Origin of the sequence: Ruminococcus sp., assembly GCF_017650195.1 — a bacterium.
In the GTDB taxonomy this organism is placed as follows: domain Bacteria; phylum Bacillota; class Clostridia; order Oscillospirales; family Ruminococcaceae; genus Ruminococcus.
Genome location: NZ_JAGCFH010000136.1, coordinates 1 through 23,888, shown reverse-complemented (window position 1 = coordinate 23,888; position 23,888 = coordinate 1). Strand labels below are relative to the sequence as shown.

General features: G+C 46.2%; 14 protein-coding genes. 3 read left to right on the top strand and 11 right to left on the bottom strand.

What is annotated here, in order from left to right:
• Positions 1 to 112 precede the first annotated feature (112 nt).
• Entirely contained in the window at positions 113 to 2,107 is a 1,995-nt protein-coding gene (locus J6U00_RS06190; protein WP_296580221.1) for a dockerin type I repeat-containing protein, read from the bottom strand.
• Between the two features lie 366 nt (positions 2,108 to 2,473).
• On the opposite strand from J6U00_RS06190, the gene J6U00_RS06185 reads away from it, so the two are divergent.
• Positions 2,474 to 4,615, top strand: coding sequence for a glycosyl hydrolase (locus tag J6U00_RS06185; RefSeq protein ID WP_296580219.1), 2,142 nt, complete (start codon positions 2,474 to 2,476; stop codon positions 4,613 to 4,615).
• A 111-nt stretch (positions 4,616 to 4,726) separates the two neighbouring features.
• Here J6U00_RS06185 and J6U00_RS06180 read toward each other — a convergent pair whose 3' ends face one another.
• Positions 4,727 to 5,173 carry an acyl-CoA thioesterase gene (locus J6U00_RS06180; protein WP_296580217.1) on the bottom strand — a complete coding sequence of 149 codons (447 nt, stop codon included), beginning with the start codon at positions 5,171 to 5,173 and terminating at the stop codon, positions 4,727 to 4,729.
• 76 nt (positions 5,174 to 5,249) lie between these two features.
• Between J6U00_RS06180 and cls the strand changes: the two genes are divergently transcribed.
• Positions 5,250 to 6,782, top strand: a complete 1,533-nt coding sequence (gene cls / locus J6U00_RS06175; protein WP_296580216.1) for a cardiolipin synthase — start codon at positions 5,250 to 5,252, stop codon at positions 6,780 to 6,782.
• A gap of 31 nt (positions 6,783 to 6,813) precedes the next feature.
• On the opposite strand, the gene J6U00_RS06170 is transcribed toward cls, so the two are convergent.
• The 9 genes from J6U00_RS06170 to J6U00_RS06130 all read right to left on the bottom strand — a co-directional run bounded on the left by J6U00_RS06170 (position 6,814) and on the right by J6U00_RS06130 (position 20,926).
• A complete protein-coding gene (locus J6U00_RS06170; RefSeq protein WP_296580214.1) occupies positions 6,814 to 7,368 on the bottom strand; it encodes a GNAT family N-acetyltransferase in 555 nt (184 codons plus the stop codon).
• Positions 7,340 to 9,307: a GGDEF domain-containing protein gene (locus J6U00_RS06165; RefSeq protein ID WP_296580212.1), complete on the bottom strand. Its 1,968-nt coding sequence runs from the start codon at positions 9,305 to 9,307 to the stop codon at positions 7,340 to 7,342. The genes J6U00_RS06170 and J6U00_RS06165 overlap by 29 nt, the downstream gene beginning before the upstream one ends.
• 542 nt (positions 9,308 to 9,849) lie before the next feature.
• The gene (locus tag J6U00_RS06160; protein ID WP_296580210.1) at positions 9,850 to 11,253 is read right to left on the bottom strand and encodes a family 16 glycosylhydrolase; all 1,404 of its coding nucleotides are present in this window, start codon (positions 11,251 to 11,253) and stop codon (positions 9,850 to 9,852) included.
• Positions 11,254 to 11,396: 143 nt separating this feature from the next.
• Entirely contained in the window at positions 11,397 to 11,852 is a 456-nt protein-coding gene (locus J6U00_RS06155; protein WP_296580208.1) for a hypothetical protein, read from the bottom strand.
• Between the two features lie 26 nt (positions 11,853 to 11,878).
• On the bottom strand, positions 11,879 to 13,402 hold the full coding sequence (locus tag J6U00_RS06150) for a glycoside hydrolase family 3 N-terminal domain-containing protein (protein WP_296580206.1): 1,524 nt from the start codon (positions 13,400 to 13,402) through the stop codon (positions 11,879 to 11,881).
• Between the two features lie 145 nt (positions 13,403 to 13,547).
• A complete protein-coding gene (radA, locus tag J6U00_RS06145; protein ID WP_296580204.1) occupies positions 13,548 to 14,924 on the bottom strand; it encodes a DNA repair protein RadA in 1,377 nt (458 codons plus the stop codon).
• An 11-nt stretch (positions 14,925 to 14,935) separates the two neighbouring features.
• Entirely contained in the window at positions 14,936 to 15,988 is a 1,053-nt protein-coding gene (locus J6U00_RS06140) for a hypothetical protein (RefSeq protein ID WP_296580203.1), read from the bottom strand.
• A 161-nt stretch (positions 15,989 to 16,149) separates the two neighbouring features.
• Complete coding sequence (locus tag J6U00_RS06135) at positions 16,150 to 16,503, bottom strand: hypothetical protein (protein WP_296580201.1); 354 nt, start codon at positions 16,501 to 16,503, stop codon at positions 16,150 to 16,152.
• Positions 16,504 to 16,630: 127 nt separating this feature from the next.
• Positions 16,631 to 20,926 carry a glycoside hydrolase family 2 TIM barrel-domain containing protein gene (locus J6U00_RS06130; RefSeq protein WP_296580199.1) on the bottom strand — a complete coding sequence of 1,432 codons (4,296 nt, stop codon included), beginning with the start codon at positions 20,924 to 20,926 and terminating at the stop codon, positions 16,631 to 16,633.
• 551 nt (positions 20,927 to 21,477) lie between these two features.
• On the opposite strand from J6U00_RS06130, the gene J6U00_RS06125 reads away from it, so the two are divergent.
• A partial coding sequence (locus J6U00_RS06125) for a rhamnogalacturonan lyase (protein ID WP_296580197.1) occupies positions 21,478 to 23,888 on the top strand: 2,411 nt, incomplete at its 3' end.

Genomic DNA, 23,888 nt, shown 5'->3' with positions numbered 1-23,888 from the left:
TTTATGCGGAGCTTTTTATTTATCATACTTTTTTGTATATGCTTGACGATAAAGGCTCTCACTAAGGAGAGCCTTTATCATATCTGTATCATGTTTTCTATCTCTTGACTTGTTATTTAAGTCCGAGGAGTTTGTTCTGTATGAGCTGTGCGTCTAGTACGGTTATACCGTCGCCGTTCTGGTCTGCGAGAGCAAATCCTCTTTTGGTCATGCACCTTGCGTCCATTCCTCCGATCCCGTACTTGTTGGGATTTGCAAGAGCCTGCATTATAAGTACGGCGTCAGCCATATCTATGGAGCAGTCATCGTTTGCGTCGCCGACTTCTCCGCTGTATTTTACTATGTCAAGGTCGCCGAAATAGATGTAATAGTTTTCCGGATTGATACAAAGAACTCCTGATACTGTATCGCCCTCGCGGATATCACTTTCTATCTCATATCCGGCGTGCATATATGCGTCCATATCTATGCTGAAAGCCTCCATGCCCTTCAGCTTGAAACCGTGACTTGTTGTTCCGTATCCAAAGGTCTCTACCTCTGCATTGTCTATGTGTATGAACTCTGAATGTTTGTCAGCAGGGTTTATATATATTCTGAAAGTAAAGGACTCAAAGTCGTAGAGTTCCTTTTCTCTCTCATCACCCTTAACGCTGAGAGTGATCGCGGTAGATCCTCTCTTTCCAATCTTTACCGTATAAGCATTGCCGCCGATGAGCGTCGGGAACTGGTCAGCAGTATATTTTTTGCCTGTGAGGCTGGATATTGTTATGTACTCGGGAGATATATCTTCAACCTCCCATACATAGTCAGTCTTTAAATATTCGCTGTTGCCCTTGTTGGAATGTCTCATTACAGAGTGGTAAGCATTGATCACAAGTCCGCTGAGGTCAAACTCCTCGCCTTCGTCGTAGATGGTTTTTGTGGGAAGAGTATTTACGCTGTGGAAGTGATCGACGCCTGTGCCGTACATCCATACCTCAGGCTCTTCCGAAGTAGTTATTTCCGGCTCGGAAGCTATGACCTTGATAGTTACTGTGGGGTCAAATGCACAGCCTCTTGCGTGGACGGATATTGACGCTTCGCCTTCCTTAAGCGCCTTGACGTCAAAATAATTATTGCCGTCTTCGTAGGTTATTTCTATAAGGTCAGAAGAAGAATATACCGAACCGCCTGTTGTTGCGCCTGTAGGGTGACTGAATTCTACACGTCTTACCTCACCCACCTTCATGGGTGACTTGTCGTAATCCACCTGCGTCATATAGTCGATGAAAGCTGTAGTTGTTGTATATGATGTGGTAAAAGATGTTGTTGTGGTCGTTGTGACGTTTGTGACAGTTACTGTGGCTGTCTGCAATACGCCCTTGCTGTTATAGGTTATTGTTGCAGTACCTGCGCTGAGACCTGTGAATTTCAGACCTGTTGTATCAAGAGAGATCACGTCGTCATTGTCAACTGTCCATGAATCCGGGTACGCCATGCCGCAGCGTGATATGCTGCCGGTCTCTCCGACGTTTATACTGTAGGACGATGACAGGAGCGCGAATGAGCCGGAGCCTGCTATTGTTGTGGTGGTACCCTTGGGAGTACCGGACATTACAGCAGATGTGCCGTTGACTATGATAACATTGCCGTCGGCATCAATAATACGACCGGAAGTATCTGTCATTAACGGCTGTGCTGTGACAGGGGAAGTATTGACAGCGGTTGTGGTGGTGGTCGTTGTTCTGTTCGGGTCAGTAGTGGTCGTCGTCATCAGAACGCCGTCGCTGTAAGCCATATAGGTGAAGCTGTTGCGGTCGATATTGTTATCGGCAGCGTAGTTCAGCAGCTCGATATAGTCCTCCTCGTTCAGGTCGAACTCTATCACTATCTGATCGGTATACTGAGAATATTTGCCGGGCTCGGCACAGGTGATATTCAAGCCCTTTTCCTCGATATACTCATCGAACATCTCACGTATCAGGGACAGATCGGTGATCCTGTCCTCGTCTGAAAGGGCGGTGGGGGAGGTGATGCCCTCAGCGTTTACGTATACGGGAGCACAGGTCAGAGATGTAAGTCCGAGAGTCAGTGAAGTAAATAGCGTAATTATCCTTCTTTTCAGCATAATAATACCTCCTTTATGGTATGCTTTAATATTTTTATCCGGTGTGAATGTATTATTTCATCGGTTATATTCAGTATTATGACCTCTTTTATTTGTCGTTTCTACTTATTAGACGTATGAGGAAGTGAATTCTCTCACATTATTCCCAAAAATTTCTGAATAATTATTATAAGCTGTGGAGGCGAAAGATTATACAAATTGCAGGAGATATGTACATTATAGCTGAAAAGTGCATTTTGTGAGCGCTAAACGCCATTGAAAAGTGCATTTACACATTATATAATATACAGTGAAGATGTATGCAGCTGATGAAGGGCTGCATATCAGAAATACCGGAAAAACAATAGCATATAAGGAGGATACAACATGAAAAAAGGACTTAAAAAACTGATATCGCTTGCTGCCGCAGGAGCAATGGCAGCATCTCAGTTAGGCTACGTACCGCTGTCAGGCACTGTGGCAGAGGATAACGGAACTAAGTTCCCATATACTATCGAAGGCGAGGATATGGAGGGAGCAGAGCTCTGGGAGACAATATATCAGACAGAGATACCGGATTATTCTGGAAAGGGCTTCTTCTACCTTACAGCAAAGCCCGCTTCTTTCGAGGTGATTGTTCCAGAGGACGGTATGTATACCATAACAGTTCGCGGTGCTCAGATACTCAATCAAGAGGGCAGACAGCAGGCAGTTTCTATAAATGGAGTTAAGTATATCACTCAGGCGGCTTATTCCGACAAGTGGGTGGATTACGATTTTGGTATGGTACGCATGAACAAAGGTGTCAACAATATTGAGTTTATTTGCGAGTACGGCTATATGGCTATAGATACAGTTACAGTTTCAAATGCTGTCTTCCCAGACCTCTCCGCAGCAAGCGGAACGCCCTGCGACCCAGACGCAACTGCCGAAACAAAGGCTCTCATGGCTTATCTCAAGAGTGTTTACGGAAAGCACATCCTATCAGGTCAGCAGGAGATATACGGAGGCGGTCATGAGGTCGCCACAACTATCCGCTATGATGCTGAGAAGAAAAAATGTGTCGATGGGGACGGTAAGGAATACAGCTTCGACGAGGCTGATATCTCCACAGCTGACGATGGCTCGAAGTTTGTATGGAAGTGCTTTGACGAGGAAGGTCAGCAGTACAATTATCAGTCACAGAACCGCAACTATACCCTCAATGATTATAATTATGAGGTAAGATACATTAAAGAGCTCACAGGAGAGGAGCCTGCTATACGCGGCTTTGACTTCGGAAGCTACTGCCCCTGCTTTGCGTGGGACGACGGTGTTGCGAATCGTATGATAGACTGGGCTAAAAACAAAAACGGTATATGTACCGCTTCATGGCACGTTAATGTGCCTGTAACAAAGGCTGACTATACCCTTGGTGAGCCGCTTGATTTTGGCAGAACTACATATAAGCCCAATACCGATTTCATTACCGCAAACTGCATGGTGGAAGGAACTATGGAGTACGATTACTTCCAACTGTGTATGAAAAACCTTGCAACTGAGTTGAAAAAGCTCCAGGACGCTGGAGTACCTGTGATATTCAGACCATTCCACGAGGCTGAGGGTAATCCAAGCAATACCCAGGACCCTATTGACGGCTCTGGAGCATGGTTCTGGTGGTCGAAAGAGGGAACGGAGGTATACAACAGGCTCTGGATGTTCTTGCAGGATACCCTGAGGGATAAATACGGTCTCCATAACCTCATATATGAGCAGAATCTCTATGCGTGGTCTGAGAATTCTGCAAAGTGGTATTCCGGCGATGACAGAGTTGATATTGTAGGCTATGATAAGTACAACTGCCAGTACAACCGCCACGACGGTAAGCAGGCAGGTACTCCAAATGAGGATGCAGAAGCAGGTCTGTTCTATACTCTCAACAAGTTTGTAAAGGGAAATAAAATGGTTTCTATGCCTGAGAATGACACTGTACCGAGCCTCAGCAATATGACAGTTGAGCATGCCTACTGGCTTTACTTCTGTCCATGGTACGACTCAGAGCAGGAGCATTTTCTCTGCGGCGAGCAGTATCAAAATCCAAAGACCCTGACAGAGCTCTATCAAAGCGACTTCTGCATAACTCTAGCCGAGTTGCCGAAGGATCTCTACAAGAGCGGAAACAATGAACAGCCAAGCACTTCAACTTCTACTACTTCCAAAAATACTACCACTACAACAACTACTATAACTACAACCGTCACATCAACTACGACTTCTTCATCTATAACTACAACTCCCATAGATGTGAAATTCGGCGATGCAAACTGCGACGGTGAGATAGACATGTCTGACGCTGTGCTTATCATGCAGTCCCTTGCAAATCCGAATAAGTACGGCGTTAACGGAAGCGACAGCAAGCGTATCACTGAAAAAGGCATGAAAAATGCTGATGTTGATATCACAGCAAAGGGCGTAACTTCCAACGATGCTCTCCGAATACAGGAGTTCCTCCTCGGCAAGATAAAGTCACTTGATCCTGAAGAGAAATAATGTAAAGAAAAAACCATAAAGGATGCTCAAATCTGATATCTCCACTTAGAGTGGACACACGAAAAAAGTGTGAAAACTCTAAGTGGGGTATCTGCTCCTTTATGGTTTTTATTAGTCTGTGAATACTTCATCGAAGTCAAGACCAGCGTATCTTGCAAATATTTCATATATCTCTGGGTATCTGTTTTTGGTGCGAACTACTTTGAGCTCTGTGTCCGTGAAGCAGTGTGAGGAGCAGCCCTCCGTGCATACAAGACTTGTATCGCGGCTTATTATCCTATAGGATACATGGAGCGAGGTTCCGTTGAATTTGTCTATTTTCAGATAGACCGCAAAGGACTCGTCAAATCTGAGAGGGCGCTTGTATACGGCTTCTACAGAAAGCACAGGCATAAGTATGCCTGCTTCTTCAATCTTTGGAAAAGGCAGTCCTGCTTCGCTGAGGTAGTGTACGCGAGCCTCCTCAAATATGCGTATATAGTTTGAATGGTGAACTATCCCCATTTTGTCTGTTTCGTAATAGAAAACCTTTCTTTCGTATGGCCTGAGTTTGTTCAAAATAAATCTTCCTTTCATTTAAAAAGTGTGGTATAATAATACTATCATTGTTAATATTATTGTCAGGAGGTGAGCCATGAGGCTGAAAAAACTACTTAGCAGTATTCTCAGCACTAATGCCGCATTTGTAATACTTCTGCTGTTGCAGATAGCCTTTCTGCTCTTTGCGGTTATGCAGCTTGGAGAGCGATTCGTAGAGGTATATTTCCTGCTCATAGTTCTCGACATTGTACTGATGGTGTATATTACCAACAAGAACGAGCCGATATCATACCGTATGGCGTGGATAGTGACCATAAGCATATTTCCGATTTTTGGAGGAGTATCCTATCTTTTCCTTAAGCTGTCGCAGCAGCTCCCAAAATCGTTAGATATGCGCAATCAGATACAGTCAAAGGAGCTGCTCGTGCAGGAATCGGATGTAATGGAGGAGCTTTCCGCAGCTTGTCCGGACTCAATGAATCTTGCAAGGTATGTGGCGGATTACGGGCTTTACCCCGTTTACAGGAATATGCAGACTGAGTATTTCCCTCTAGGCGAGATGCAGTTTGAAAAGCTGGTTGCAGAGATTGAAAAGGCTCAGCGTTTCATTTTCCTTGAATTCTTTATCATATCCGAAGGATATATGTTTGATACCATATCAGAGCTGTTGATAAGCAAAGCGAAGGAAGGCGTTGATGTCAGGCTCATGTATGACGGCATAGGCACCGGTATGCTCAATTCCGTCAAGCCATTCCGCAGATTGCAGGAAAACGGCGTTAAGTGCAAGGTCTTCAATCCTTTCCGTCCCATGATATCCTCAGTACAGAACAACCGTGACCACAGAAAGGTAGTGGTGATAGATGGCCATACCGCATTCAACGGCGGTACAAATCTTGCTGATGAGTATATCAACCGCAGAGAGCGCTTCGGACACTGGAAGGATACAGCTGTTATGATACGCGGACAGGCGGTCTGGAATTATACCGTAATGTTTCTTCAGCTCTGGGAAAAAGTCGAAAGCGAAGAGATACGCAGATTTGAGCCGGAGCTCCCAGAGTCTGCATATAGCGGAGATTACGATGGCTTTATACAGCCATTCTCGGATTCTCCCCTTGACGAGGAGCCGGTAGGAAAAAATGTGTATCTTGAGCTTATAAGCAATGCCCGAAGCTTTGTATACATCACCACTCCGTATCTCATTATCGACGAGGAGCTTTCCAACGCTATTGTATTTGCTGCAAAAAAAGGGGTGAAGGTGCGTATAATCACTCCACATATACCTGACAAGTGGTATGTTCACATGATAGCGTGGAACAATTACGCTCGATTAACGGCTATGGGCGTGAAGATATACGAGTATACACCAGGTTTTATTCATGCCAAGACCTGTTTAGCCGACGGCATAACAGCGGTAGTCGGTACGATAAACTTTGATTACCGTAGTTTTTACCTGCATTTTGAGTGCGGAGCCGTGCTTTACGATTGCTCAGTGATAGGAGAGATAGTTTCAGATTTTGAAAGGACTGTCTCCGTATCACAGGAGATAACCCATGAGGACTGTGAAAAGAGGTCTGTATTCAAAAAAATAGCGGGAGCAATACTTAATATATTTGCTCCCTTGCTATGAAATTTACGGCAGTCCGACAGTGATAACGCTGTCAGAAATAATCCTCTGCAAGGATACTGCACACGCAGATATCCGTAATACCTGTATTCAAGCGGTCTGCACTTCTGAGAGTACCTTCGGGAGTAAGACCACATTTTTCCAGAACGCGTCCCGAGGCTTTATTGTCCGGGGCGTATTTTGCTTCTATCCTGTTGGCATGGATTTCTTCAAAGAAGAACTCTATCACGGCTGCAAAGGCTTCTGTAATGTAGCCCAAGCCCCAGTATCCTGAGCCGATACAGGTATTCATCTCCACGGTGCCGGTATCGTTATTGATGTTCACGGCAGTGATTGTGCCGATAGGGAAGCCGACCTCCTTCGGTACCACTACCCAGTGGTACCACTCAGGGTCTTCTTCATACCTTTCAAGCCATGACTGCCCGAGCGTCCGCATCTGGGATATATTTGTATGGTGCTTCCAATGAAGGAATTTTGTGACCTTAGGGTCGCTTGTCCAAACATGGAAAGCCGTCTCGGTATCAGTTTCCTCAAATCTTCTAAGTATGAGCCTTTCGGTCTCAAGTCTTATAGTTCCAAGGTGTGTCATAATTCACATCATCCTGTCCTTGATCTCTTCTGAGGTAGGGCGAAGTTCTCTTTCGCTTCTTCTTTTCATACATGATCTCGTCAGCCTTGGTTATCAGATTGAACAGAGTAACGTCGCCTGTGGCGTCTGTAACTATAGAGCCTATACTTGCAGATATCTTATAGGGCTTTCTTATTATGCGGTTTATACTTTCGAGTTGTATATTGAATGTGCTTTCCAGCGCTGGAACGTCCTCATCTGTAGCGTTTGCACCGAGTATTATGAACTCATCACCGCCGAAGCGCGCGCATATTCTTCCGCTCTTGCAGCAGTCCTTTATTATTCTTGCGAGGTGTTGGAGCGCGTAATCTCCCTCCTTATGGCCGAAGTTGTCATTGATATACTTCAGTCCATCCATATCAATAAAGGAAATGAGTATCTTTCTTCCGGAGGACTGGCATGCTTTGAACATCTGACCAGCCATTCTTATGAAGCCGTTGCGGTTGTAGATATTGCAGAGTGGGTCGACTATGTAAAGCTTGTCCAGTTCGGCTATCATGCTATTGAGATGCAACAGCTTGCAGATATTCTCTATTGAGTTGCTGATATTCAGCATAAGGGCGTGACATAGAAGGCTTTTCAGCGGAAATGCGCTGTTTACGAAGACGTAGTAGCCGAGGCATCGCTCGCGGAAGTGCAGAGGCAGGAAATAGCTTACGTTTCCACCACCGGAAATGGGAAGCGGCAGCATATCGCTACTGTCAAAAACTGTTACCGGGTTATTGCGCCCGTTCATGAATACGAGTGGAGCGCTCATTTTTTCAGTATAGCCCTGTATCTGGTATATCTCTGGGATATCATCCGTAGCCTTGCCTGTTATGGACTGGTCCCAGTTGGAGCAGAGACATATAGCGAAGCGCTCACATTGAACTTCTTGGATAAGGCTTGCAACCGTCCTGATATTGTCATCGGGAGTGTCATTGTCGGCAAGCTGTGCGGTCATGCGTTTCAGGAGGGATATATCGTTTCTGAAACCGTTTATAGTTTTATATGCGGCGGTCTTGTATTCGTCGATATCTATGGGCTGCGGTGCTTTGCAGCCGCAGCTCTCCGAGAATACCGGAGAGGACTTGAGGGATATTGTATCCTTCTGCTTCTTTCCGTTTATGACCTTTAGTATCACCTCACACGCTTTGTAGCCCGCCTCATCAAGAGGACGTGAAACAGTGGTGAGTGCCGGAAGGTGATGACGGGCGTTGTAAGTGTTGTCAAAGCCTGTGACGATAACGTCGTCAGGAACCTTGTAGCCCATATTTGTAAGTTCCTCTATAGCTGCAAGAGCCATTGCGTCGTTGGCGCATATTATAGCCTGAGGATGAGGAAGATTAGTGCTGTAGAAGTATTCTATTGCCTTTTTTCCATCGACGGCGCGGAAATTTCCGTGATAGATTCGTTCTTCCGGGACCTCTATGTTGAATTCGTGTATCACCTCGTTGAAAGCTCTGTGTCGGTCGGCGGCCTCTGGATTCGAGACGGGACCTGAGATATAGTTTATTACTTTTGCGCTGTGACCCACTATTATATGGCGGACTAGCTTCTTCATTGCCGAGAAGTTGTCGATGGATATGTTATGGAATTCATGATATTCGCTGCAATCAAGGATACTGACAGGGAGCCCCGATCTTTTTACCCTGTTCACTATCTTTTCCTTTTCGATAGGATCGCTTATGGTGTTGCTGAGAAGTATTACACCGTCGAATTTTTCAAAATTTATGAGAGAGTAAATATTGTATTCTCCCACATCGTACTTGCTGTTTGAAAGGACTCCGCCGAATGCACTAAAACACGAAATATTAGCGTTTTTATCCTTTGCACAGCTTATGATACCTTCGATAACGCTGTTCTGATATTCTTCATCAATCCCTGCGACAATAACTGCGATTTCTATTATTTTCTCCATTAATACACCCCTTTTGTATGATGAAAATAAAAATGCATGGTACGTTAAAAGTGAACGCTTTTGTATCGGCTTTTTGCCGGGCAGGTTAAAAACCATACCTGACAAATGTCTGCTCAGCAGCTGAAAACGGCTTTGTGTATATATTTTTTAGTCGATTTCTTATTGCCTAAGTGCAGTAAAACCGGTAGATAACAGCTTGCATTGTTCAGGGAAATCACGAAAATTTCCTCCTGTTCACAATTATAAAATTGTAATATCCCCGAAATATTAAACTAACGATTTTTACTGCGCTTTGTTCTGCCATTAATTGCAAAATGAGCTTGACATCAATTAGTGTGCCGCGCAAATTCTATGTTTTTTAGAAATTTGCGTTCCCCGAACATAGTTCGGGGCAATAACCGCCTTACAGCGATTATTGAAGATATACTAATTATAACATATTTTATGTGTGATTTCAAGTAAATTTAGTAAAAAGTGCGATAAAAAAGAAAAATCAGCCGAAGTGAGGATATCGGCTGATTTTGCAGGGATTGCGAAGGGGGTTATTCTATTTCTTCAACTCTTACATTAGAGATGTAAACTGTTGCTGTGGAACCTCTGTGACCGAGGTTGAATTCAAGACGGCCATTGTTGTCGTCTTTTTCCTTCATTTCAAAATCGTAAGTGAAGGTCTGCTTATCAGTAGTCACTTTAAGCTTGGTATCCTGAAGATAGCGTATCCAGCCTGCGGATGGAGCTGAGACACATACTATGATGTCTCTCTCTTCGTCTGCATAAGCGTCAAATGAAACGCGGTATTTCTTTCCCTTTATCATGGGAAGGTCTGGTTGCACAAGCTGTACAGAGTAGTCCTCTGTGCCCTCCTTTTCAGAGGTTATGACTATCATATTGTCTCTTATCTCGGCAGAGCCCTCGCCGCCATTGAAGAGCAGGAACTTCCAGTTGATATCGTCGGTGAGATCCTCAGACTCGGAGAAGTCTCCGTTGATTATGTAGTTTCCATCCTCCTGTGCCTGACGGTAATCCTTTTCGGGCTTGCTGACATTTGTGTCATACTGTGGTTTCTGATATACTCTTACATAGTCTATCTCGAATTCTGCCTTGTTAAAATCTGTTGAAGCGTCAGGGTCTTTGGGCCATGTGCCGCCGACTGCAAGATTCATCTGAACGAAGAAGGGCTGATCGAAGGGAGCAGGGTATGGCTTTTCGTCTTCGCCTTGAACAGCTGTGAACCAGTCATTGGCGGTATTGTAGAGGTTGCCGTCGATGTACCAACGTATCTCGCCAGGCTCCCATTCTACTGAGTACTCATGGAAACTGTCGGCATAGTTCTGACCTGTCAGAGCCCATGTGCCCTGCTTTTCACCGTGAGGCTCGCCGTAGTGGAGAGTACCGTAAGCAGTGTTCACGTCGTTTCCGAGTACTTCCATAATATCTATCTCGCCGCATTTCGGCCACTGACCGTAGTAGCTCTCATCCTTGGGCATCATCCATATAGCTGGCCATAGTCCCTGTCCTTCTGGTACTTTAGCGCTCGCAACTATCTTTCCGTAAGTGAAATCGGTCTTGTTCTGACCTGTTACCTTACCTGAGGTGTAATAGTCCTTACCGTCCTTCTCGGACTTGATTGCCTTTATTACAAGCTTTCCGCCGCGGAGAAAGACATTATCTGTGGAAGTCGTGTATTCCTGCAATTCCTCGTTTGTCCAGCCGGGCTCGTGAGGTTCGTAGTTCCACTTGCTCTCGTCCAGAACGCTGCCGCTGAACTCGTCGTTCCAGAGCAGGGTATAGCCGTCCAGCTCAGGGACTTCAACAGTCTCTGTTGTGGCCTCTGTTGTTGTTACGGGAGTTTTTTCAGGCTCCGTTTTATTCCCACTGCCGCAGCCCGCAGTGCAGACGGGTATTGAAAAAGCGGCAAGCAGGGCAATAACTTTCATTGTTTTCATGTTTTGGCCTCCTTGGATATGAGGTTTGTTCTCATGGTATAATTATAACTTTATATACCGAAAATTGATAGTAAAATGCAGGGATTTATGGTAAAATGATGATATAATAAACCGCGTTCCCGAGGGAGCGCGGTAAAACTTTTTTATCCTTGACCACAGCCATATATTGTCCAGTCTGGATTAGCTTTTTGGCGTTTTAGAGACCAGGACCAGCGATAGAATGTATGACCCTCAGGCCATGCTTCATTAGAGGGCTGGAAAAATGTGCTCGGTTTGACATAAAATTTCGATATAAGTTCAATGTATTCGTAATCAGAATCGGTATCCATGTTTTTATTTGTTGTGGTATCATCGCCTGCATAGTGTATCTCTCTCAGCTCACAGTTTTTATATTTGGGGAAGTATTCCTTTACACATTCTACGGCTTTGTAATAATCTTGTTCGGTAAATAATTCCGATTCCAAAGGCTTTACAAAGACATTGTCAACAGTTCCATCTGGAAGTGGAGTACTCATTATTGTTATCCATAACAAAAAAGAGAATACAGCTGCAAGCAGAAGAAAACCTGCCGAGATAATGATAGCTTTCTTTTTATTCATATTATTGTCCATTTATTTCAGGTATGTTACTTTTTCAGCAGTCCGAGCTCGGATTTTTTTCTAAGTATGCGCATAACGCTTTCGTTAATGCGCTTCTCGGATATCTCACCGCTGCGGACGGCTTTGCATACATCATCTATTGCTTGTTTGTAGTCAACTGGCATAAGTATGATATCTACGCCTGCCTTTATGGAGAGCTTTGCGGCTTCTCCGGAGGAATATACTGTGGAAATGGTATTCATCTGCTGTGAATCGGTTATGGCAATGCCATCAAAGCCCAGTTCCTTTCTCAGAATTTCCGTAACGGCTTTGTATGAAAGGTCGCAGGGAAGCTCGTCGCCGAAGCCGGTAACAATCTGATGTCCTACCATAACGAAATTCGCTCCAGCCTTTATGCTTTCCTTGAAGGGTATGAATTCTGCTTCTCTGAGCTCATCCACTGTACGGTCGATAACTACTGTGGAATATGTGTGGGTATTGCCGTTTTCCGCACCTAGACCGGGGAAATGTTTCAGAGTGGCACATACTCCCTCGTCCTGAAGTCCCTTAACTACATAAGAGGACATATTTGCAACGACCTTTGGATCGGAACTAAAAATACGGTCGCCAAGCTCGTTTGCACTGCAAAGATTCACATCTGCAACAGGGGCAAAATCAACGTTGAATCCGAGAGCATGGATATCCTTTCCGATAGTGCTTCCGATGCTGTAGGCGGTCTTGCTGTCGTTAAGCTCGCCGTAGTAAGCCATGTCATTAAACACAGTAGTGCCAAGTTTTTGAGCGCAGCGTGCAACCTGTCCGCCCTCTTCGTCAACAGCGGTGAAAAGGCCTATACCACAGGCTTCCTTAGCATAGCTCTGAGTAGCTGATATCATGGCTTTCATCTGTTCCTGAGAGGTCATATTTTGAGCGAAATAGATTATACCGCCAACAGGATATTCGGCAATAGCTTTCTGAGTTCCTCCACCAACTGCGGTCATGGGTGAGATGCCCGTCAGAGCTTCGGGAGTGACCATGAACATCTGGCAGACCTTCTGTTCAAGGGTCATACTATCAAGGAGTATCTTTGGCAGCAGACTTGTGGTTATAGTTGTGGTGGTCTCGGCAAGTGTGGTAACGGCAGTGGTAGCTGTGAGAAGAGTTGTAGTCGTTTCAGCTGTTGTCGTGATATTTATGACCTCCTCTTGCGCCGGAGCTTCCGTATTTACAGGTTCTTCCGTAGGCTGCTCAGCGGTCTGGGGCTGAACTTCAGCTGTCGGGGCGACAGTCTGGGGTTGTTCATTAGGAGCCTCTGTTATGATCTCAGTTTGTGCAGCCTCTGTGGATGATGTAACGATAGAGGATATTGCTTCTGCCGCAGATGTGGCAGCAGTTGTGACCCTGTGATCTTTTGATGTTATAATTGTATGTATATCGGTAATCTCAGCTTCTGTGTTCTCGATTGCAGCAGGCGAGGTACTGTCATTCACATTGTGGGAAGAAGTACCACCGCAGCCTGTGAGAAGTATGCTGAGTGCTAGCAGAGCGGCAGCAAAATTATTCTTTTTCAAGTTGTTATTCCTCCTGTAAAGGATCTACATATAAAATTATATCATATAATTACGGAAATAGCAACACTTGCATAGAAAATAAGCATTCTTTATAGTACTGTCGATGAAAAATCGGGAGAAAAGCTTTTCTCCCGACGAATGATGTTTATTTTATCACTGAAAATGCTTGTTTAAGAGTGCTTGCAGGGATTATCTCTATATCGTGCTCCTTTGGATCAATGGAGGACATGGACTGCTTCGGAACTATGCAGGTCTTAAAGCCCATTCGTTCAGCTTCACATATACGCTGCACAATATGTGATACCGAGCGTATCTCTCCACCGAGACCTATCTCACCGAAAGCTACTAGTTCCTCATCAATCTGCTTATCCATTATACCCGAGTAAAGAGCCATAGCTACAGGCAGGTCGCCTGCCGGCTCGTCAAGACGGAAACCGCCGACGATATTCAGGTATACGTCAAGGCTCCCCATGAATATGCCAAGACGTTTTTCAAGGACTGCGATTATTATATTGAGCCTGTTGAAATCAAAGCCCGTGACCATACGGCGAGGTGCTGAGTAGCTTGTCTTTGCTGCGAGCGCCTGGACCTCTGCAAGTATTGGTCGGCTTCCCTCCATAACGCAGGAAACGCATGTACCCGATACGTTATGCGGTCTGCCTGCAAGGAGCATCTGCGAGGGATTCGACACTTCACGCAGTCCCTTGTCTATCATTTCAAAAACACCTATCTCGTTGGTGGAGCCGAAACGGTTCTTAACAGCCCTTAGGATACGGTAGCTCTGGTGGCGCTCACCTTCAAAATACAGCACCGCGTCAACTATATGCTCCATTACCTTCGGTCCTGCGATAGCTCCGTCCTTATTTACATGCCCCACGATAATTATTGGTATTTCCTGATTTTTTGCAGTGTGCATGAATAGATTCGTGCATTCCCTCACCTGGGTTATGCTTCCTGGACTGGAGGCTATGCGGCTTATACTCATGGTCTGTATGGAGTCAATGATAGCGATATCTGGAGCGCTCGAGACTATAGTCTGAGCGATAGATTCCGCGTCTGTGGCTGTGAGTATGTATAGATTTTCCGTATCGACTCCGAGGCGCTTTGCACGGAGCTTTATCTGCCTTGCAGATTCCTCTCCTGATATGTAGAGCACTGAATGATCCTCGCCGAGAAACTGGCATATCTGTAGGAGTATAGTGCTTTTTCCGATACCCGGTTCGCCGCCGAGAAGAACAAGAGAGCCTTTCACAAGCCCTCCACCGAGTACCCTGTTCAGCTCTCCGATACCTGTATCGTAGCGGACGTCGCTGTCAACGCCTATGTCATCAAGCTCAAGTATACTTTCGGAAAGGTCTGGAGCAGCTCCCGAAGACAGGGGTGAACGGGCGCTAGCCGGAGCAGTATCCGCGATATCCTCTTCGAAACTGTTCCATGCGCCGCAGGAGGGGCATTTTCCATTCCACTTGGAGCTTTCGTAGCCGCATTGATTACAGGTGTAGATATATTTTGATTTAGCCATTTTTTACCTCATCATGAAAAGGCAAACTCAAGATTCTTTTTGCTGAGCTCGTATTTTCTGCCGCAGGTCATAATGCTGTCTGACGGCTTGAAGCGGTTGAGGTCAGCATCTGCAAGTGTCCAGCATTTGAACTTTTCGACGCCGGAATAGAATACGTTCTGTTTTATATCAAAGCGTATGCATCCGTCGGAATCGTTGTCTGTCTTTATGTTCTTTACCCCTTCGTTATCGAGATAATATATCCTCGTAGCCTGCTCGCCTGGAAGGCCAGTGGATAAAACGACTTCTGGCAGACCGTTCATGTCGAGATCAACTATCTCAAAGGCTGCATTGGGATATGAACTGCTGACATACTCTGAAAGGCTCTCTCTGTATTTCTGCTTCTGATCGCCTGTGAGCACCTTGCTCCAGCTCTCGCTGCAATGTATAGCATAGTCTATGCACTCGTCCCCGAAGGTATACTTTCTTCCAAGCTTGATGGACTGCTCGTTCTGATATGCCGATACAATGCTGTCGTACTGTGCAAGGGTAACACTTTCGTCGTTTATCATATACCGTATTGCAGCTCCTGCAGAAGCGCTTCCTACATTGGTATAATAGCTTATTTCCTTATTGTAGAAACCCTCGGAATACTTCTGGTATTCTCCAATCGTGAAGCCGTCGCCGTCGTACTGGAAGCCTATGAAGAGTATCGAGGGTATGAAATCAAATTCGCCGTAGGCTCCGCATGAAGTGAGGAGATCGATAGAAGAGCCGAATGAAAAGTAGATATCGCAACGCTCCGACGATTCAGCCGACGGAGATATTATCAGCTCCGGGATATTGTCGTCCGTGATATCCATGAGATCAAATCTTGAATCCGCAGAGTATCTGTCCGATTTTTTGAACTCCTTTAGCTTGCTCTCGTAGGCTTCCTGCCAGTCGAAAGTAACGCTTTCTGGAGCAGCGTTAAAGGCAAGAGGGTCTACCTCAGAGTTCAAAACGTTTTCGGTCTTTGAACAACCTGTCATGGCTGACAGTAATATAGCAGCTGTAAGTATGTATGCCGATCGTTTAATTTTCAATATTGTTTCCTCCCAATATATATACATAAAATTATTATACCACTTTTGACGAAATGTGTCAATTGATATTATGCTATGGAGAAAGGAAAAAAAACGTGATATATTCAGAGCTTTTTCGTTGAAAAGCACCTTTTTCAGCTACTCATTTCATAAAAGCGGAGTTATATCCTCAGCTCCCAGTAGTACTTTCTTGCGGACTGCGGAAAATCCTCCATAACGCCGTGTTCTGGATCGTAGAACACGCCCTCACAGTACAGCGACCAGTGCCAACAGCGGGGAGTTTCAAGACTGAGCAGCGCAATAGGCGGCAGTTCTTCCTTGCTTTGCACCTGTTTACGTTGATCTGAGATAAAAACTCCGTGCGCGCGGAAGGTATGCTTCATTTCCTTAAGATCGGTTTCTCTGTCGTTGTTCAGAAGGCGGCAGATATGCTCGGGAGTTGTTCCAAGCACCATAGCCAGAACTGCCTGTCCGCACTGCAGGTCAGTGGGCTCGTGAATATATTTTATGTCCAAGCTATCACCTCAGGAATATTGTAGCATATAAACGCGGCTGTGTAAAGCGTACAGTGAAAAATAAGCCCCGAGCGAAGTCGGGGCTGTATCTGTATGCAGTATCGTGGATTTACGCAGCATTTTGGAGTTACGGAGCAAGAGAATCTATCTTGCCGAGGAGATATTCCTGTATGCGCAGAGCGTCGTTTGATGTTATGCCCTCTACAGAGAGGTCGACGTCGCCGCTGAGCTGTCCCTGTTGAGTGATATGGCGTCTGTCGGTGCCGTTCAATCCATACTTATTGGGATTAGCAAGGCTCTGCATTATGAGCACAGCATCGGACATATCCACACCGCCGTCGCAGTTTGCGTCGCCGTAAAGGATATCATCATTCTCCGCAGGAGTTGCGATATTATCAAAGTCCAGCCAGAGCTGTACGTATTTGCTGTCAGGAGTATACTTTGGATCATGGGTGTTTTGTGAGGCAAGCTCTGAGGCGGTGAGCGCCCTGCTGTAGACTCTCATATCGTAGAAGTTCGCCTGAGAGTCTCTGCCAGTGTCGGGACAGGCTCCTAGAGTGAGATTATAGTCAGAATGAGCCACGCCTGCCGTTGTGCCTGCTGACTTTTCCGCAAGTATCTTACCGTCGGCGTACAGCCTCAGCATATTGTTCTCAGCGTCGTATATTCCGGCGACCTGATGCATTTTACCGATCCAGCCGGAGTCTGCGCTTACGTCCATTTCGTAGTAAAGACTGCGCCATTCTCCTCCGGCATATACGAAGAAATCAATTGTACCTGTCTCTGTTCTCAGTCCGAAGGAGTAATCTCCCTTGCCTGCGAACATATTGTACTGCTGTATGCCTGTGGGTACGACATTTACTTCTACAGTAAAGGAGTTTTTGCCTTCAAAGGCTTGATCGAGCCTGCTGTTGTGAGGTATGCTCACAGAGCCGGAAATATAATTGCCGTTATCGTCGTGTCCGAGCCTTGCTCCTGCCGATACCGGAACTGTCAGGGCATTGCTGCTCTTATCCTGTACTGCTGTGCCGTCTGAGCGAAGCTTTGCGCACAGCTCTGTCATATCCTCTCCCGTGCTTGAAGAAGGAACGGGAATGATAGTGTATTTCCAGCTGTACTGCCTTCCCGACGGCAGACGGTACTTTTCAAGCGTTCCCTGTCCGCAGGTAGCGCTTCCGGTACCCATTGAGCCGTAGTCGATACTGAGGATAGTTTCCTTTCTCGGATCCAGCTTGTACGGGTGGTCGGCGTTTTGCAGATCTTCGGGAGTGAAGTGGAGAGCGCTTGCTTCCACGGTGCCCTCTGCGGATATGAGCAGGCTCATGTCCTTGCTTTCGTTCTGCACCGCTATCCATTTGACGTCGGTGAGATTTCCGCAGTCGTCTGCCTTCATGTACGGGTAGAACATATCTGATACTGTGCTTTCCCATAAGCCCTGTCTGCCGTTTGTCTTGCGGTCGTTGAAGGTCTCAACGGGACCGTTTCCGTACCAGCTGAGGTTTTCAGCACCCTCAGGCAGCTTCATTATGGAGCCTACGCGGATAAAGCTGCCGAGACCTGATCTTGATGCGTCAACGCTGAACTCAACGTCAACGCTGCCGTCGCAGTGTACGGTATAGGCTATATCTACCTTTGTATTGCCTGCATTGGGGAGAGTAAGGTGGGATATCAGCATTTTCTCGCCGCCGTCAAGCTCTCTGACGTCTATTCCGTCACAGACAGCGCCCTCCATTGCGGTGCGCCATTTAGCGTCGAATTCTCCGCTTGCGCCCCAGCCCGTATCGTTCTCCACGTTTCCGCGCCAGAAGTTGGGGACAGGTCCTTCTGCGATGAGGGTATTGCCCCTGTATGAGTAGCTTTTCAGAAGACCTGTAGATTTCTCTATCATGAAGTTGAAATTCTTATTTGTGGGAACGAATGAATCCGGAGTCTCGACGATCGTGACAGCGTCGCTGCCTCTGTCGTACTTTGCGGTCTTTCCGCTTGAAGCGAGGGCTATCTGACCCCATGCAACTTCAGTTCCCACGGGGAGAAGCTCTGTTCCGTTCCTTACCTTTACGGACATATCGAGATAATACTCGTCGCCTGCAGCAGTTTTACCGGGTATCTCGAAAGGGATTTTCAGAGTGCCATTTGTGAGCGGTGCGACATCAGCGTCCTCAACAACTCCACTTTTTATGGCGATGCCATTTTTCAGCAGGGTCCATGTTACGTTGAAATCTCTCAGGTTAAGGAAATTGTTCTCGTTATAGACGGTTATTTGATGATCTTCAAGCTGTGAGGCGTCTGCTGAGAACCAGAAGCTCTGGTACTGATACTTCACCTCGGAAAGCTCCGGCTGGGGAGTTCTGTCTGGGCTGACAAGACCATTCTCGCAGAAGCTGTTATCGTTGGGCCAATCGCCCCAGTCTCCGCCGTAGCCGTAGTATTTGCCCTTTATATCATCAGAATAAAGATTGGTCTTTGCATAAGATTCCGAGTAATAATCCCAGCTGCCGTTTGGCAGTTCAACGGCTCTTGACTGGTCTACCCAGTCCCAGATAAAGCCGCCTAGCATATTATCTGAGCTTCGAATAACGTCCCAATACTCTTTCAGAGCGCCGACGGAGTTGCCCATAGCATGATCGTATTCGCACATAACGTAAGGCATCTTGCCCTTTCCTGCGTTATTTACAATAGCGTCGGAGTTGGGATACATATTGCTTCCCATATCGACGCCCATGCTTCCGCCTTGACCCTCACTGTGTACGGGACGGCTGCTGTCGTTCTTCTTGAAGTACCATATCATATCTCGGAAAAGACCGCCTGCGTCGCCTGCATTGCCTGTGTAGCCCATTTCGTTTCCGATAGACCATGCAACTATGGATGGATTATTTTTCAGCCTCTTATAGGCGGTCTCTGTCCTATCCATTCCAAGCTCGTAGAACAACGCCTTTGCGTCATTGTTCCTGCCATCCTGAAGAGCGTGGCATTCCATATTCGTCTCGCCCATGACGTACATACCGTACTTATTGCAGAGCCAGTACAGGTAGGAGTCATTGCTGTAATGGGAGGTCCTTATTGCGTTGATGTTGTTCTTCTTCATCAGAGCAACGTCCTCGCGCATAGTCTCCTGAGGTATAGCCTTGCCATTGAAGGGGTCTGTGTCATGACGGTTCACTCCTTTGAGGAGGAGGCGCCTGCCATTTATGGTTATTGGCTGCCAGCTGCTTGTAGTGACCCTGTATGAACTGTCGACCTGTGCGCTTGTGAAGTCTATCTCGCGGAAGCCTAGCTGCGTGGACAGTATCTCCTGTACATTGCCGCCTTCGTCTGTGAGTTTTAACACAAGAGCGTATATATTTGGTGTTTCAGCCGACCACAGCTTCGGGGAACTCACGCCGGTTTTAAGCACGGCACTGCTGTCTTTGCCGGAGGCAAGGCTGTCAAGCTTGACGGAAGCGCCGTTAAGGATATTGTTTCCTGCCTCGTCGTAAGCCTCTGCGGAAACGCTCCAGCCGCTCTTTGTACTTTCTGATAGATTGCACAAATCCAACGTTATCTCAAGCTGTGCATCGGTAAAGCTGTCGTCAAGGTCTGTACGAACTGTGTAATCTCTTATTTGTACATCGGGAGCACTTACGAGGAAAACATCGCGGAAGATACCGCCGTCGTATATCATGTCCTGATCCTCAAACCATGTACCGTCGCAGAATTTATGTACCTCAACAGCAAGAGTGTTTTCGCCGTCGGTAAGGTAATCAGTAACGTCAAAGCGATGAGGACTGAAGGTGTCCTCGCTGTAGCCAACAGACTGTCCGTTGATATAGACATAGTAAGCGGACTCAACGCCGTCGAATTCTATATATATACGTCTGCCGGACTGACGCATTGTATTGTCAACGGTGAATTTTTTTCGGTATAGACCGACGGGATTATAGTTTGTGGGGGCCTGCGGCACTGGCACATTGCTGTCGTACTTTGCCTGCCAAGGCTCATTGATATTTGTGTAGATAGAATAGTCAAAGCCCTGACAGGTCCAGCTTTTCGGCAGCTGCACTGTTTTCCAGCCTTGATTTGAAGATGGCTGATAGCTGGGCTTGAAGCAGCCTGCGTTGATATGGGTCTGAGCCTGCTGGGCGTTCTGTACAACTACAAGATCCCAGTTCTGATCCTCTCCAGTGAGAAGCTGCATATAGTCAGACCTCTCCCGGGCGTTGTAGTCCCATACAGCATCCACTGCAGTTTTTGTGTCATGATAAGGCACTGGATTACAGGAAGCGGCTTCGCGGTTGACAGCGAATACGTCCTCTGCACCGTTTTTTCCGGTCCATTCACTGCCTGTGAATGAAATGCCTGCGGCGTTTGCTGCGACAGGGAAAAGCGTTCCTGCGGATGATACAGCCGTCATCAGTGCGACAGCTGCTGAAACGATACGTTTCATCTGTATTTCCTCCTTTGAGTTTTAATTCCCCCTGCGGAACCGAGTTCCGTTTTACATAGCGGCAGCTGACAAATAATATTTGTATATCATTTATATTATTGTCCGTAAAGCTGCTTGCTATTGTGTTTAATATACCATAAATGTGAATTTTTTGCAACTGTTTTTTTTAAGAAAAATGGAAAGAGGCTATTATAGTATCATTTAATATGGGATATTACCAAAATGAGACGTTAGCTCTGCGTTATTCTATAATAGGGAAAAATTTGAACTTATTAAACGGGCGCCCATTGAATATTGAAAAAGATACACCTCAGGTGGACTTTTTATTCAGCATTGGACACTAAATCCTGCTTTATTGACTGGGCTGTGTCATATAATTTCACAGTTCATTAAAAATTACTGCATTATTTTACATAACCAGCGCGGATGTGGACAAAAAAGTATGAAAAATGATACAAATGAATATTGCAAAATTATGAATGAGAGTGTATAATATAATGGACAAGGACTGAAGTCCTGAGATCGTGAAAAAAATGACAGGGGGAATTACAATGAACCTAAACTTGAAAAAAATTGCGGCTGCTGTTGCCTCTCTCTCAGTTGCTGTAAGCTCAAGCCCGAGTGCTATGCTCACTGCTGATGCTGCCTACGGAGTTGGCGGCAATGGCTCTGCCATAATGGAGTACCTCGACCGCGGTATCTACGCTATCAAGTCGGGCAATGGTATGTTCATAAGCTGGCGCTTCAACGCAAACGACGATGACAATACCGAGTTTCAGCTCTTCCGCGATGACACTCTCATTTATACCAGCAAGGCGGGGGAAGCGACCAACTACTGGGACGCAAGCGGAAATTCAAGCTCAAAGTACCGTGTTGATACCATTGTGAACGGCAATGTGGTAAGCTCAGACGGCTGCCATAATACTTCTGGTACGAATTATTTCGACATACCTCTCGATGTTCCGAGAGGCGGAACTATTAACGGTGAGGCTTATACCTACTCTCCAAACGACTGCTGCGTTGGAGACGTTGACGGCGACGGACAGTACGAGATATTCGTCAAGTGGGATCCTTCAAACTCCAAGGACAACTCACAGACACATAATGCCGATAAAGGAATTCAGGGCTTTACTGCAAACGTGTATATCGACTGTTATACCATAGCAGGAAAGAAGCTGTGGCGTATAGACATGGGAAAGAATATCCGCGCTGGTCAGCACTATACACAGCTCGCTGTTGCTGACTTCGACTGCGACGGTAAGGCAGAGCTTGTAACAAAGACCTGCGATGGCACTGTTGACGGTACGGGAAAGGTCATAGGCAACGGTAATGCAAATTATGTGGACAGTGCAGGTACGGTGCTTCAGGGCCCCGAGTACATGACCCTTTTCGAGGGTGCTACAGGTGCGGCTCTCGATACTATCGAGTTCCCGGTTCTAAGAGGCGACGCTACGAGCACAAGCGCAAAGAGTACTTGGGGCGATAACTATGGAAACCGCTGCGAGCGCTATAACTGTGCTGTGGCTTATCTTGACGGAGTTCATCCTTCTGTTGTATATGGAAGAGGATACTATACAAGACTCACTCTTTCTGCTGTAGATGTAGTGAACGGTAAGCTGTCAAAGAAGTGGGTATTCGATACGGGATTCGATTCGAGCAATCCTGCTTATGGAAACGGTAACCACAACGTAATGGTTGCGGACTTCGATAACGATGGCAGACAGGAGGTCTGCATGGGAGCCTGCGTTATTGATGATAATGGCAGACTTCTCTGGTCAACAGGAAAGGGACACGGCGATGCTATGCACGTTGGCGACCTTGATCCTAACCGTGAGGGAATAGAGGTCTTCATCTGCCATGAATCAGGTAATTACGGAATTTCTCTCGTTAACGGCAGGAACGGTCAGATAATCTGGCATTACGTCGGCGATAAGGATACCGGACGCTGCTGTGCAGACAATATAATCTCCGGCAACAGCGGTGCTGAATTCTGGGGCTCAAGACCTGCGTATAATGTGTATGACGTTTCAGGTAAACAAATAGGCAGCAAACAGCCTTCTACCAACTTCCTTATCTACTGGGACGGCGACCTTGAGCGTGAGCTTCTTGATGATATCAATATAAGTAAAGCAACTGGTATTGATCAGTATCAGAATATCTTTACAGCCACAGGTTGTGCTTCAAACAACGGCACAAAGGCTGTTCCCTGTCTTACAGCAGATATCTTCGGCGACTGGCGCGAGGAGCTCGTTCTCAGGACTGAGGATAATTCAAAGCTTCGTATCTTCTGTACAAATACAGAAACAAAGTACAGGCTAACAACTCTCATGCACGATATGCAGTATCGTATGCAGGTTTGCTGCGAGCAGTCTTCATACAATCAGCCGCCTCATACGAGCTTCTACCTTGGCACAGAGGCTCAGCTCCCTGCAAGACCTGATGTTAAGCTCAACAATGCTCCTCCGGAGCCTGTAAACGGAAAGCTCGTCAGGAACTTCCTGGTTAAGGACTACAGCAATTCAGGTTCATGGAAGCTCATGGAGTCCAACAGGACTGGCGGTCTCATATATGGTGACAGGGACTTTACATACACATCTCTTCCCTCAGAGCTTGAAAACTGTGAGTACATAATGACTGCCTGCAACTCAAAGAATACGGACAGCGATCTTGCAGAGTTCACGACCGGTGATAAGACAGAGGTATATGTTCTTATTGATACAAGGGAGGAGGAAGCTAATTCAGTTCCCTCATGGCTTAGCAGCTACACAAGAACAGAACTTAATGCTCAGACAAGCAACGGCGTTACATTCGCTGTATACAAAAAGGCTTTCGAGGCCGGTCAGAAGGTAGTTCTAGGCACCAACGGCATGACAGGAAACGTTATCAATTACACTGTTTTTGTAAAGGAGCCGGAGATAGTTACAACGACCACTACCACTACAACAACAACTACTACCACTAC

Excerpts from the sequence above, each read along its gene's own strand:
- J6U00_RS06160 (WP_296580210.1), bottom strand. The coding sequence starts at position 11,253 with ATGAAAACAATGAAAGTTATTGCCCTGCTTGCCGCTTTTTCAATACCC.
- radA (WP_296580204.1), bottom strand. The coding sequence starts at position 14,924 with ATGGCTAAATCAAAATATATCTACACCTGTAATCAATGCGGCTACGAA.
- cls (WP_296580216.1), top strand. The coding sequence starts at position 5,250 with ATGAGGCTGAAAAAACTACTTAGCAGTATTCTCAGCACTAATGCCGCA.
- J6U00_RS06165 (WP_296580212.1), bottom strand. The coding sequence starts at position 9,307 with ATGGAGAAAATAATAGAAATCGCAGTTATTGTCGCAGGGATTGATGAA.
- J6U00_RS06130 (WP_296580199.1), bottom strand. The coding sequence starts at position 20,926 with ATGAAACGTATCGTTTCAGCAGCTGTCGCACTGATGACGGCTGTATCA.
- J6U00_RS06185 (WP_296580219.1), top strand. The coding sequence starts at position 2,474 with ATGAAAAAAGGACTTAAAAAACTGATATCGCTTGCTGCCGCAGGAGCA.
- J6U00_RS06155 (WP_296580208.1), bottom strand. The coding sequence starts at position 11,852 with ATGAATAAAAAGAAAGCTATCATTATCTCGGCAGGTTTTCTTCTGCTT.
- J6U00_RS06170 (WP_296580214.1), bottom strand. The coding sequence starts at position 7,368 with ATGACACACCTTGGAACTATAAGACTTGAGACCGAAAGGCTCATACTT.
- J6U00_RS06190 (WP_296580221.1), bottom strand. The coding sequence starts at position 2,107 with ATGCTGAAAAGAAGGATAATTACGCTATTTACTTCACTGACTCTCGGA.